Origin of the sequence: Marinobacter sp. NFXS9 (assembly GCF_040148665.1) — a bacterium.
Taxonomy (GTDB): domain Bacteria; phylum Pseudomonadota; class Gammaproteobacteria; order Pseudomonadales; family Oleiphilaceae; genus Marinobacter_A; species Marinobacter_A mangrovi.
The window spans coordinates 67620-80020 of the sequence record NZ_JAGDDW010000006.1; the positions used below are offsets into that span (position 1 = coordinate 67620).

The following is a 12401-nucleotide window of genomic DNA, read 5'->3' on the forward strand; positions in this document are numbered from 1 at the left end:
GCCTTTGAATCTGAAAAGACACGACACCATGAGCTGGATAACCGAGCATCAATTGCCATTCGGCGACTTCATGGAAGAGGTTGTCAATTTCCTGATCGACAACGGCAGCGGCTTCTTTGACGCCGTTTCTGAAAACCTGGGCGGCCTGATCCATGGCCTGACCGACGGCCTCCTGTGGGTGCCGCCGGGTGTGATGGTGGCCCTGTTCACCGTGGCCGCTCACCTGCGCCATCGCCGCTGGGGCCTGACCGCCTTTACCCTGATCAGCTTCCTGCTGATCTGGAACCTGGGATACTGGGAAGACACCATGGCGACCCTGTCGCTGGTGCTGTACGCCACCATCCTGTGTGTGGTCATCGGGATACCGCTGGGCATCTACGCAGCGCATCACCAATGGCTGTACAAAGGCCTGCAGCCGATCCTGGACCTGATGCAGACGATCCCCCCGTTCGTCTACCTGATCCCGACCCTGACCCTGTTCGGGCTGGGCGTGGTGCCGGGCGTGATTTCCACGGTGATCTTCGCGATCGCCGCCCCGGTGCGCCTGACCTACCTGGGCATTTCCCAAGTGCCGACCGAGCTGGTGGAAGCCGGCAAGGCGTTCGGCTGCACCAACCGCCAGCTGCTGTTCCGGGTGGAACTGCCCGCTGCCATGAGCTCCATCGGCGCCGGCATCACCCAGTGCATCATGCTGTCCCTGTCGATGGTGGTCATCGCCGCCCTGGTTGGCGCCGACGGCCTCGGTGTGCCGGTGGTCCGCGCCCTGAATACCGTGGACATCGGCAAGGGCTTTGAGGCCGGTCTGGCGATCGTCCTGCTGGCGATCTGGATGGACCGTTTCTTCCGTCAGAAAAATCCCGGGGAGAGTGCCGCATGATTGAACTCGAAAACGTCAATGTGGTCTTCGGCAAGCAACCCCAACGCGCCCTGCCGATGATCGAACAGGGGATGGACCGCGAAGCCATCCGTCAAAAGACCGACCTGGTGGTTGGCGTCCAGGGCGCCAACCTGTCCATCAAGAAGGGCGAGATCTGCGTGTTGATGGGCCTGTCCGGTTCCGGCAAGTCGAGCCTGCTGCGCTGCATCAATGGGCTCAACACCGTCACCAGCGGCAGCATCCGCATCGACCACGACGGCGAGTCGGTGGATTTCACCCACGCCAGCGAATCCGTGCAGCGGGACATCCGCACCCGCCGGGTGTCGATGGTGTTCCAGAGCTTCGCGCTGATGCCCTGGCTGACCGTCGAGGAAAACGTGGGCTTTGGTCTCGACCTGCAGGGGCTGAGCAAGTCGGAGCGGCGCGAGAAAGTGAAGCGCCAGCTGGAGCTGGTGGGTCTGCAGGACTGGGCCAAGCGCCGTCCGAACGAGCTGTCCGGTGGGATGCGCCAGCGGGTGGGTCTGGCCCGCGCCCTGGCTACCGAATCGGAAATCCTGCTGATGGACGAGCCGTTCTCGGCGCTGGATCCGCTGATCCGCAACCAGTTGCAGGACGAGCTGCTGAGCCTGCAGGCGGAACTGCAGAAGACCATCGTCTTCGTCAGCCACGACCTGGACGAAGCGCTCAAGCTGGGGTCCCACATTGCCATCATGAAGGACGGCCAGATCGTCCAGCACGGCAAGCCGGAATCCATCGTGCTGCATCCGGAAACGGACTACGTGAAGAGCTTCGTGGCCAGCACCAACCCGCTCAATGTGCTGGCGGCGCGCTCGCTGATGCTGCCAATCGACGACGTACCGGCCGATGCCGACGGCAACCGCTGCCTGAACAAGCGCTACGACACCTGGCTGCATACGCCGGAACGATCGATGGAAGCCGTGGTGACCACCCAGGGGCAGACCTACCAGACCCAGAGCTGGCAGGAAGGCCAGGCCATCAACAGCCTGGAGCAGAAGCCCACTTGCATCGCCCCGTCCACGCCGCTGCGTGACGCGGTGGAGATCCGCTATTTCACCGGCCACAGCCTGCTGGTGGAAGACGGCGGCGCGATCGTCGGTGCCATCGGCGATCGTGAGCTGTACCACGCCATGCTCGGCAAGCACCTGGACGACAGTTAGGGGCTGGAGCCTCCGGTGGATTCGGCCTAGGCTTGAACTGGGTCGGCTCACCGGAGGCGTCGATGCTCAACACGCTCAATTTCCGTCATCTTTACTATTTCTGGGTGATCGCCCGTGAAGGCTCGATTGCCCAGGCCAGCGACCACCTGGACCTGGCCCCACAGACCCTGAGTGGGCAGCTGGCGTCCTTCGAGACCGCACTGGGCGGCGCTCTCTTCGAGCGGGCACATCGGCGCCTGCAGCTCACCGAACTGGGCCGCACCGTGTTTGCCCACGCCGAAGAGATGTTCTCCATTGCCGACCAGCTGTGCCAGGAAGTACAGGGGGAACTGACCGATCGCCCGCTGCCGCTTTCCGTGGGGGTGTCTGCCTCGATCCACAAACTGATTGCCTTCCACCTGATTGAACCGGCGCTGGGCCTGGCGCGTGAGGTTCGATTGTCCTGTCGGACCGGGGACACCGAGGATCTCCTGCGTGACCTGTCCCGGCACCATCTGGACGTTCTCATCACCGACCGCGTGCCGTCGATCGACGTGCAGTCGCCCTGGTTCCTGCATGAGCTGGGGGAGTCCGGCATTGGTTTGTTTGCCGCGCCGGCCCTGGCTGACCGGCTGGCGCCCGGTTTCCCGGGCAGCCTCGACGGTCAGCCTTTCCTCGCCATCCATCAGCAAGCCCCCTACTGGAAAGCATTGACGCGCTGGTTCACCGAACGCGGGATTCGCCCCCGGGTGCGGGCCGAAATCGATGACAGCGCGCTGATCAAGGTGTTCGGCCGCCAGGGCGAGGGCGTTTTCGCGGCGCCCATGCTGGTGGCCGACGAGGTCTGCCGGCAATATGAAGTGGTTTGCCTGGGTACGGTGGAGACCGTGACCGACCGTTTTTTCGCCATCTCACGATCCGGCCGCCCGCTGCACGCTGCCGTGGCCGCCATTTGCCACCAGCGGCTGGGCAGGCCGTTCGATGCCTCGAAAAAAGCGAACCAAACCGCTCATTAAATCTGTTTTTGACGAGCTTAGCGCCGGGCATGATCGAACCGTGACATGAACCGGAGGCATTCTCATGAAAGTGATCCACAAGTACGCACTGGAGATGTCGGGCGAGTCCAAGCTGCTGACGCTGAACAAGGGCTATCGCATGGTCCGCTGTGAATACGTCGTGCCGCAGAAGCAGGTGTTCCTGTGGGTGGAAGAGCCCCTGTCGGCAGAGGCGGCCCAATGCGAACGCTGGATGCGCGTAGTGGCCTCGGGTCAGCCGGTACCGGACAGCTACCGCTACGTCGATACCGCGCTGGACCCCTTCGGCCCGGAAGCCTATCACGTCTATGAGTTGCCGATGCATGAAGGCGACAGTGCCAACCCGGCGGACTGGCGCTCGGCCTGGACGCCCCGGGCCGTGGACCGGGTTCTGGCCAGCTGATCAGGCCATAAACGGCCGGATGTCGATCTTGTAGGTGGCCGGATCCACCGCCCGCACGATGCGGTCCTGGTTGCCCGGGGCCGCGAGATCGAGGGTGGCCACCGGGATCGGCATCCGGAAACGGGTGTGGTACATGAGGCGCACCACCGGCAGGCGCTGGTCGTCCTCGTTGGCTTCGACGACCACGCCCAGCCGGCCACTCTCCAGCAGCACCATGGAGCCCACCGGGTAGATGCCGATACAGCGAATGAATTGGCGTACCAGTTCCGGATCCAGGTGGTCGCCGCTCCATTCCATCAATTTCTTGAGGCCCTGGGTGGGCGTCATGCCCTTGTGATAGACCCGGTTCGATGTGATGGCATCGTACACGTCGGCGATGGCCACCATGCGGCCGTACAGGGAGATTTCGCTTCCCTTGAGCCCGGCGGGATAGCCGCTGCCGTCCATGCGTTCGTGATGTTGTGCCGCGGTGAGCAGGGTGAGTTCGCCAATCCCTTCGGTGCCCGCCAGGATGTCGTGGGAATGCACCGCATGCTGCTTCATCACTTCGAACTCGTCCGGATTGAGCCTTCCGGGTTTGTGCAGGATGGCGTCCGGGGTGAGGATCTTGCCGATATCATGCAGCAGGGCACCGACCACCGTCTGGTGGAGCACATCACGGGGGTGCTTCATCGCCTTGCCGAAGATCGACATCAGCACACTCAGGTTGACCGAGTGCTCCAGCAGGTAGTTGTCCTTCTCGCGGATGCGGCCCAGGCAGGCCATGGCATTGGCGTTGCGGAACACCGAGCCCTGCAGGTTTTCCGCCAGTTCGTGCACCGGCGCCAGATCAATCGCTTTGCCCAGCTTTACGTTCTGCATCACGTTACCGACCAGGCTCTGGGTTTCGGTGTGGATGCGTTTGGCGATGACGATTTCCTCGTCCAGGGCCGCGCGGGGTTTCATCAGTGGCTTGAGGCCACCGGCCTGCTGGAGCAGGGTTTCGTTGCGCTGGTCAACGGCGGCGGCCGGCACGGCATCGGGAGAGTCCAGGCCCTTGTCGGTATCGATGTAGACGTGGTGAACACCCAACCGGCTGATCTTCTCGATCGTCTCGTCCCGCCGGATCACGCCGCGGCGCCGGTTGTTGTTGTGGGGAATCCAGTCGTTGTTCAGGTCGGTGATGTACATACCGACCCGAAGGGCAGAAATCGGGATACGTTTGATCATGGTTGTTGGGGGCGCTCGCCTTGAAAGCCTGCTACAGAGCAGTCTAGTTGTTATACCCGTTTGTACGAAATTCGGTCGCCGACAATGTAAACGTTCGAAAAATGCCGGGGTGTCGCTCCGCAAACGATCCGCGATATGAATGACTTGCATCAATGATCGCGGGGGGGCCGAGGATTATGCTGACCGAAACAGCCAGGGCCGTGGTGGATAACCACGCCTGTGCTCACCTGTACCGATGACCGTCTTTCAAACGGCGACAGGTCGAGGGACGGAAAAGTGCCTGAACCACAGTCGGATACCCAGTCAGCCCCCACGAAGCCCCCGGCGACCGGCAACGGACGCATCGTAGGTATTCGCGGCGGAGTTGTGGATGTCCGTTTCCCGCCACCGGTACCGCGGATCCACGAGCTGGTCTACGCCGGATCTGTTGCGCTGGAAGTGGCCTCGTTGCTGGACGATGGCGCGGTGCGTTGCATGGCGCTGGCGCCGGTTCGCGGCCTGGGTCTGGGCATGGCGGTCAGGGCCACCGGCGATCCGATCACCGTGCCGGTGGGTGAGGCGGTGCTGGGTCGCATGCTCAACGTGTTCGGTGATCCCATCGACGGCCAGCCGGCGCCCCGGGCCGACGCGCGGCGGCCGATCCACCGGGAGCCGCCCGTCCTGGAAGAGCGCGTGGTCCACAGCGACATTCTGGAAACGGGCATCAAGGCGATCGACCTGCTGTCGCCGATCGAGCGGGGCGGTAAGACCGGCCTGTTTGGCGGTGCAGGTGTGGGGAAAACGGTACTGATCACCGAGCTGATCAACAACACCGTGCGCTACCACCAGGGCGTCAGCCTGTTCTGCGGGATCGGCGAGCGCTCCCGGGAGGCGGAGGAACTCTACCGCGAGATGGGCGAAGCCGGCGTGCGGGACAAGACCGTGATGCTGTTCGGCCAGATGAACGAATCGCCCGGTGTGCGATTCCTGGTAGGCAAGACGGCGTTGACCATGGCCGAATACTTCCGGGATGACCGGCAGCAGGATGTGTTGCTGCTGATCGACAATATATTCCGGTTCGTCCAGGCCGGTTCGGAAGTGTCGGGGCTGCTGGGCCGCATGCCCTCCAGCGTGGGCTATCAACCCACCCTGGCGACGGAACTGGCCGGTCTGCAGGAGCGCATCACGTCGACACGCCGGGGCGCGATCACCTCCATTCAGGCAGTGTACGTACCGGCGGACGATTTTACCGATCCGGCGGCGGCCCACATCTTCTCCCACCTGTCCGCGTCGGTGGTGCTCTCGCGCAAGCGGGCCAGCGAAGGTCTCTATCCCGCGGTGGATCCGCTGGCCTCCGCCTCGGTCATGCTGACGCCCGCGGTGGTCGGGCAGCGTCATTACGACATCGCCCGGGCGGTGCGCCGCACGCTGGCCGAGTATGAGGATCTGCGGGACATCATCGCCATGCTGGGTATGGAGGAATTGTCCGCGGCGGACCGGACCACGGTGGCCCGGGCCCGGCGCCTTGAGCGGTTCCTGACCCAGCCTTTTTTCACCACCCGGGCTTTTACCGGCAGCGGCGGCAAGCGGGTGGCCGTCGCCGACACGCTGGACGGGTGTGAAACCCTGTTGCAGCAGACGCACTTCGAAGACAGTGAAAGCGACTACTACATGATCGGGGCCCTGAACGAGCGGGGAAACGCATCATGACCATGGCCAGTGAGATGCAGGTGACCCTGGGGCTGCCCACCCGCACGCTGTTTCAGGGGCCGGCGCGCGCGCTGGTGGCCGAGGCCGGTAATGGCGCGTTTGGCCTGCTGCCCAATCACGTGGATTTCGTGACGGCGTTGGTGCCGTCGGTACTGGTCCTGACCGAGCCGGACGGGCAGGAGCGTTTTTTCGGTATTGACGAGGGATTGCTGGTCAAGCAGGGACACGCGGTGAACATCGCCATCCGACGCGGGGTTGAGGGCCGGGATCTGGCCTCCCTGCGCCACACCGTGGCCGACACCTTCGGCGCCGTCGATGAGGATGAACGCGTGGCCCGGGCGGCCCTGTCGCGGCTGGAGGCCAATATCGTACGGCGGTTTGCCGAACTGCGGAAACCGAGGTCATGAGCCGTAAGCCGGACCGGTCCGTGGAGGCCATCAGTCGGCATGCCGACCGGAAAAAGCGGGCGCGGGATCGTCCCGGGAATAGCCCACTGCGGGGGCTGGGCACGTTCGGCATGGTGGGTTGGTCCATTGCCGTGCCCACGGTGGGTGGCGCGTTTCTGGGTCTCTGGCTGGATCGCGTGGCCCCGCAGGATTTTTCCTGGCCCATGGCGCTGATTCTGGGCGGGGTGGTCCTGGGCAGTGTTATCGCCTGGGCCTGGGTGAGCCGGGAAGGGCCGGACCGGGGAGGGGAGGATCAATGACGATGGATTGGACATCGCTCAGCGTGGGGGTGGCGGTCGGCGTGGCCGCCAGCGGGCTGTACTTTGCCGGCCTGGCGTGGAGTGTTCGGGCGGTCTTCAGGTCGCGACGACCGGGGAGCCTGCTGCTGGTGAGCGCCGCGTTGCGGATGGCGTTGCTGCTGGCGGTATGCTTTGCGGTGACCGACGGCTTCCACGATGGCGCGTCGCTGGCCGGTTTCGGTCTGGCGTTTCTCGTCGTGCGGCTGGTTGCGGTGCGCTGGGTCCGACCGCCATCGGCGATGGTTCGGGAGGATGCCTCATGCAGCTGACGCCGGATCAGGACATCGTCCTCAGACTGGGCGACTTCAGCCTCAACGCCACCGTCGTTAACACCTGGATTGTGATGGCCGTACTGGTGGGGAGCTCGATGCTGATCACCCACAACCTGCGCCCGGACGTCCCACCCAATCGCTGGCGCACCCTGCTGGAAACCATCGTGCAGATGATCCAGAGCCAGATCGGGGAAATCACCCAGACCTCGGCGCGCCACGTGATGTATTTCGCCGGCACCCTGTTCCTGTTCATTGCCCTGTCCAACCTGCTGCTGGTCGTACCGGGTTTCTCACCACCCACCTCGTCGCTGTCCACCACGGTGGCGCTGGCAATCTCCGTGCTCTGTGCCGTGCCCCTGTTCGGCATCGCCAGTGGCGGCCTGGGCAGCTACCTGCGCCATTTTATCGAGCCCTCGGTGGTGATGCTGCCGTTCAACGTCATCAGCGAGTTTTCGCGCGGCATCTCCCTGGCGATCCGCCTTTACGGCAACATCATGAGCGGCGCGGTGATTGCCGCCATCCTGCTGGGTGTGGCGCCGTTCTTCTTTCCGGTGGTGATGGACATGCTGGGGCTGCTCACCGGCCTGATCCAGGCCTACATCTTCGCCATCCTTGCCACCGTCTATATCTCATCCGCAACGGCGGCTGACCCGCCTTCCAACGCTGAGGACACGCCATGAGCGACTTCGCATTGATCGCCATCATTTCCATCTTTACTGCCGGCCTGACCGTCTCCTTCGGGGCATTGGGGCCGGCACTGGGAGAAGGCCGCGCAGCCGCCGCGGCGATCGCCGCCATGGCCCAGCAGCCCGATGCAGCACCGACCCTGTCGCGGACCCTGTTCGTCAGCCTCGCGATGATCGAGTCCACCGCCATCTACTGCTTTGTGGTGGCGATGATCCTGATCTTCGCCAACCCGTTCTGGGATGCGGTGCAGACCGCCAGCGGCCACTAGGACAACGGATCGCCGATTATGTCCATCGACTGGATCACCGTCATCGCCCAGATCGCCAATTTCCTGGTGCTGGTGTGGTTGCTCAAGCGCTTTCTCTACAAGCCGATTCTCAACGGCATCGATGCCCGGGAAGCGGAAATCGCCCGACGTATGAGCGAAGCCGGTGTCGCCCGGGAAAAAGCGGAAGCGGCCGAACAGACGTTCGAGGCGCAGACGACCCGGCTGCAGTCAGACCGGGATGCCGCGGTGGCAGAGGCCCTGAAAGCCACCGAAAGCGAACGCGACAGCCTGTTGGCCGAGGCGCGTGAACGGCTCGCCCGGGAACAGCAGGAGCAGCAGACCCAACTGGATCGGGAACGCCGCAAGTTCGTGGCCCGTATGCAGCAGGCCGGCACCCAGACCCTGGTGGAGCTGACTCGAAAGGCCCTGCACGACCTGGCGGACGACACCCTGGAAGCGGCCACCGTACGGCACGTGATGGCACAGCTGACCACCCGGGCCGATGATCTGCTCCGGGCGGCGGGTTCGGAAAGAACCGCCGTCGCGACCACCCGTGAGCCGTTGCCCGATCCCCTTCAGGCACAGTTGCGCACGGCCATGGGCCAGCACTTGCCGGATTTCACACTACGCTTTGCCACCGACCCGGATCAGTCGCCGGGGCTGGTGCTGCAGGTGGGCGGAGCCCAACTGAGCTGGACCGTGGACAGCTACGCCGAAGCGTTGCAGGCCTTGCTGGATGACCGCCTGCCCAGCACGGTGTCGAGCCGGGGAGGCGCGCTCCATGACCGCTAGCGGACAACGACCGGACGCCGGTGAGCAGGGCTTCAACCAATGGATCGACTCCCTGTTGGACGCACCGCCGCCGGAACCGGTGTTGACCGAAGTGGGCCGGGTGGCGGAAGTCGGCGACGGCATTGCCGTCGTCACGGGCCTGGCCCGGGCCCTGTCGGATGAGCTGCTGGTGTTCGACTCCGGCGTGCAGGGCATTGTGCTGGATCTGGAACCCGGGCGACTGGGCGTGGTGCTGTTGGGGCCGGCGGAGCGGATCGTGCCGGGCGAACCGGTGCGGCGCACCCGCAAGGTGGTCAGTGTGCCGGTCGGGCCGGCCCTGCTCGGTCGGGTGGTGGACGCATTGGGACGTCCCCGCGACGGGCTGGGGCCGATCAGCGCAGTGGCGCAGCGGCCGGTGGAAGCGGAGGCGCCGGGGATCCTGTCCCGGGCGCCGGTTTTCCGGCCGCTGGCGACGGGCATCAAGGCGGTGGATGCAGCGGTGCCCATCGGGTTGGGCCAGCGTGAGCTGATCATCGGCGACCGCCAGACCGGCAAGACCGCGATTGCCATCGACACCCTGCTCAATCAGGCCCGATCGCAGGTGATCGGCATCTACTGCGCGACTGGCCAGCGGGGCGATGCGGTGGCCCGGGTGATCGATGCGCTGAAGGCCGGCCAGATGATGGACCGCTGTGTGGTGCTGTCCGCGGGTGACGAAGAAGCCCCGGGTCTGGCTTACATCGCCCCCTACGCGGCGATGGCCATGGCCGAGTATTTTTCCGACCAGGGCCGGGACGTCCTGATCGTCTTTGACGATTTGACCCACCATGCCCGGGCCTATCGCGAGCTGTCATTGCTGCTGCGCCGGCCACCGGGCCGGGAAGCGTTCCCCGGGGATATCTTCTACCTCCACGCGCGCCTGCTGGAGCGGGCCGGTCAGTTTGTGCCCGAGGCCGGTGGCGGTTCCATCACCGCGTTGCCGGTGGTGGAAACCCAGGCGGAAAACCTCTCCGCGTACATCCCCACCAACCTGATTTCCATCACCGACGGCCAGATCTACCTGTCGCCCCGACTGGTGCGCAAGAACCAGTTTCCCGCCGTCGACCTGGGGTTATCGGTCTCCCGCGTGGGCGGCAAGGCGCAACTGCATGCCCTGCGGGATGTGGCCGGGAACCTGCGGGTGACCCTCTCCCAGTTCGAGGAGCTGGAGGACTTTGCCCGCTTCGGAACCCGGCTCGACGAGGCCACTCGGGCTCGTTTGACCCGCGGCGCGGCGGTCCGGGCAGCGCTGCGCCAGCCCGAATACCATCCGCTGTCGGCCATTGGCCAGCTGGCCGTTTTGATGGCGGCCATGGCCGGGCTGTTCGACGGGCTGAGCGACCAGGTCATCAACCTCGCCATGGAGCGGGTCCGTGAGGTGGCGGAGGGCGAACTGCAGGGTCTCAACGAGCAGGTTGCGACCAACCATTCGCTGGCGGCGGACGACCGCGACACACTGCTGGCCCTGGCCCGTCGTGCCATCGGCCGCACAGCGACAGGAGGTGCGGCCCATGGCCCAGACGTTTGAGTCCCTGACCCGCCATCACCAGACCCTGACCAGCATCCGGGGCATCGTCCACGCCATGAAAACCCTGTCGGCACTGAATGCATCCCCCTACGAGTCGGCGGCGCGATCGATCGAGACCTATCACCAGACCCTCATCGCCGGCTTCCGTGCCTTTGCTTATCGAACGGGCGACATCACGCTGCCGCCGGTGCCGCGTGCCAGTCAGCTGGTGGTCGTGTTCGGATCCGATCATGGCTTGTGTGGGAACTACAATGAGCGCCTGGCTGACGGCGTGGCGGCCCATTGCCGGGGAGCGGGCAAGAACGCCTGCCGTCTGCTGTGCATCGGCGCGCAGATGAACGATGCCCTGGTGGACCGGGGACTGCGTCCGGACGCAGTGCTGCTGCCCCCGGCATCGGCGGAAGGCATCGGACGCCTGGCCGGCGAGGTGGTGACGCGCCTGGCCGGGCTTCCCGGCCGCCCGCTGTTGCAGGGCCGTACGACTTCCCTGGCGTTTACCGAACGTGGGGAAACCGGAGGCCAGACGCCGGTGATCCGGCAGCTGCTGCCACTGGCCCCGGAGTTGCTGAAGCGGGAACACCGCTGGCCATCACGAGCCTTGCCGGACTACACCATGGCTCCGGACGCCCTGCTGGCGGCGCTGGTGCGCAACCACATCTTCGCCAGCGTATTCTGGGCTTCGGCCGAGGCCATGGTCACCGAGAACGCCGCCCGCCTGGCGCGTATGCAGCAGGCCGAGCAGGCGGTGGACGATCGTCTGGAGGCGTTGAACGGCGACTTGCGCTCGGTGCGTCAGTCGGAGATCACCAGCGAACTGCTGGATGTGATCATCGGCTTCGAGGCGCTGAAGAAACCGGCCCGGCGCTGATAGCCCCGGGCGCCGGTCGCTCAGCCCGGAAAGAAGGTCCGCAGGCTGTTGGCGTAGGTGGTGGTGAGCACCTGTTCGAGGGGCAGATCCTTCACCTCGGCGATCTTCTCCGCCACGAACGGAATGTAGAACGGCGCATTTTCCCGGCCGCGGTAGGGCACCGGCGTCAGGAACGGCGAGTCCGTTTCCAGCAGCAGCTGCTCGATCGGCGTCATGCGGATGATGTCCCGCACGTTTTCCGCCTTGTTGAAGGTGGCAATGCCATTGAACCCGAGGCACCAGCCCTGATCCAGGGCGTAGCGGGCCAGCCCGGGACCGGAGGTGAAGCTGTGGATGACGCCGCGGCGCTTGAGCGTACTCTCGAACTCCTTGAGGATCTCGATGGTGTCGTCGTCGGCCTCGCGACTGTGGATCACCACCGGGCGATCGGTGTCGCAGGCGATCTGCAACTGGCGGCGGAACACATCCCGCTGCACGGTGCGATCGGCGTTGTCGTAGAAGTAGTCCAGGCCGATCTCGCCGACGGCGACCATCTTCTCACCACCCACGTGTTTGCGGATCTCTGCCTCGACGGCGTCGGTGTAGGTTTCCGCCTCGTGGGGATGGATGCCCTGGGTACCGTACACCCAGTCCGCCTCGCCGGTCAGCTCACGGACGGTAGCCAGGTTGTCCGGGGCCACGGCAATGGTGATGACCCGCTCCACGTTCACCCGCTGGGCCTCAGCCAGGGTCTCCGCCAGCGGGCGGTCCTTGAGGTAGTCCAGGTGGCAGTGGGTTTCGATGATCGGCTGCTCGAAAACCGGGATGTCGCGTCGTTTCTTGCTCATGAGCGGAACGTTGCCTGTGGCGTCACT

Annotated in this window: 15 protein-coding genes; 13 read left to right on the top strand and 2 right to left on the bottom strand. The window is 64.9% G+C overall.

What is annotated here, in order from left to right; all coding sequences use genetic code 11:
• Window positions 1-28: 28 nt before the first annotated feature.
• The 4 genes from choW (at window position 29) to J3364_RS11030 (ending at window position 3471) form a co-directional block, all read left to right on the top strand.
• Window positions 29-877, top strand: coding sequence for a choline ABC transporter permease subunit (gene choW / locus J3364_RS11015; protein WP_123634642.1), 849 nt, complete (start codon window positions 29-31; stop codon window positions 875-877).
• A complete protein-coding gene (choV, locus tag J3364_RS11020; RefSeq protein WP_349558399.1) occupies window positions 874-2055 on the top strand; it encodes a choline ABC transporter ATP-binding protein in 1182 nt (393 codons plus the stop codon). The genes choW and choV overlap by 4 nt, the downstream gene beginning before the upstream one ends.
• A 62-nt stretch (window positions 2056-2117) precedes the next feature.
• On the top strand, window positions 2118-3050 hold the full coding sequence (locus tag J3364_RS11025) for a LysR family transcriptional regulator (protein WP_349558400.1): 933 nt from the start codon (window positions 2118-2120) through the stop codon (window positions 3048-3050).
• Window positions 3051-3114: 64 nt separating this feature from the next.
• Window positions 3115-3471, top strand: coding sequence for a DUF7352 domain-containing protein (locus J3364_RS11030; protein ID WP_349558401.1), 357 nt, complete (start codon window positions 3115-3117; stop codon window positions 3469-3471).
• On the opposite strand, the gene J3364_RS11035 is transcribed toward J3364_RS11030, so the two are convergent.
• Window positions 3472-4680, bottom strand: a complete 1209-nt coding sequence (locus tag J3364_RS11035) for an HD-GYP domain-containing protein (RefSeq protein ID WP_349558402.1) — start codon at window positions 4678-4680, stop codon at window positions 3472-3474.
• Window positions 4681-4956: 276 nt separating this feature from the next.
• Here J3364_RS11035 and atpD point away from each other — a divergent pair, with 276 nt between their 5' ends.
• Genes atpD through J3364_RS11080 form a run of 9 tightly spaced genes read left to right on the top strand, consistent with a single transcriptional unit; the run spans window position 4957 to window position 11547 of the window.
• On the top strand, window positions 4957-6369 hold the full coding sequence (gene atpD, locus J3364_RS11040; protein WP_502882502.1) for a F0F1 ATP synthase subunit beta: 1413 nt from the start codon (window positions 4957-4959) through the stop codon (window positions 6367-6369).
• Complete coding sequence (locus tag J3364_RS11045) at window positions 6366-6776, top strand: ATPase (RefSeq protein WP_349558403.1); 411 nt, start codon at window positions 6366-6368, stop codon at window positions 6774-6776. The genes atpD and J3364_RS11045 overlap by 4 nt, the downstream gene beginning before the upstream one ends.
• Complete coding sequence (locus tag J3364_RS11050; RefSeq protein ID WP_349558404.1) at window positions 6773-7075, top strand: AtpZ/AtpI family protein; 303 nt, start codon at window positions 6773-6775, stop codon at window positions 7073-7075. The genes J3364_RS11045 and J3364_RS11050 overlap by 4 nt, the downstream gene beginning before the upstream one ends.
• 2 nt (window positions 7076-7077) lie before the next feature.
• Window positions 7078-7383: an N-ATPase subunit AtpR gene (locus J3364_RS11055; protein WP_349558405.1), complete on the top strand. Its 306-nt coding sequence runs from the start codon at window positions 7078-7080 to the stop codon at window positions 7381-7383.
• The gene (locus J3364_RS11060) at window positions 7374-8066 is read left to right on the top strand and encodes a F0F1 ATP synthase subunit A (protein ID WP_349558406.1); all 693 of its coding nucleotides are present in this window, start codon (window positions 7374-7376) and stop codon (window positions 8064-8066) included. Before J3364_RS11055 ends, J3364_RS11060 begins: the two co-directional genes overlap by 10 nt.
• Window positions 8063-8341 (top strand): F0F1 ATP synthase subunit C, encoded by a 279-nt coding sequence (locus tag J3364_RS11065; protein WP_349558407.1) that lies wholly within the window; start codon window positions 8063-8065, stop codon window positions 8339-8341. The genes J3364_RS11060 and J3364_RS11065 overlap by 4 nt, the downstream gene beginning before the upstream one ends.
• 18 nt (window positions 8342-8359) lie before the next feature.
• Window positions 8360-9133 (top strand): F0F1 ATP synthase subunit B family protein, encoded by a 774-nt coding sequence (locus J3364_RS11070; protein ID WP_349558408.1) that lies wholly within the window; start codon window positions 8360-8362, stop codon window positions 9131-9133.
• Window positions 9123-10679 carry a F0F1 ATP synthase subunit alpha gene (locus J3364_RS11075; RefSeq protein WP_349558409.1) on the top strand — a complete coding sequence of 519 codons (1557 nt, stop codon included), beginning with the start codon at window positions 9123-9125 and terminating at the stop codon, window positions 10677-10679. The genes J3364_RS11070 and J3364_RS11075 overlap by 11 nt, the downstream gene beginning before the upstream one ends.
• On the top strand, window positions 10663-11547 hold the full coding sequence (locus J3364_RS11080; protein ID WP_349558410.1) for a F0F1 ATP synthase subunit gamma: 885 nt from the start codon (window positions 10663-10665) through the stop codon (window positions 11545-11547). Before J3364_RS11075 ends, J3364_RS11080 begins: the two co-directional genes overlap by 17 nt.
• A gap of 20 nt (window positions 11548-11567) precedes the next feature.
• Here J3364_RS11080 and J3364_RS11085 read toward each other — a convergent pair whose 3' ends face one another.
• Complete coding sequence (locus tag J3364_RS11085; protein ID WP_349558411.1) at window positions 11568-12374, bottom strand: TatD family hydrolase; 807 nt, start codon at window positions 12372-12374, stop codon at window positions 11568-11570.
• Window positions 12375-12401: the final 27 nt, after the last annotated feature.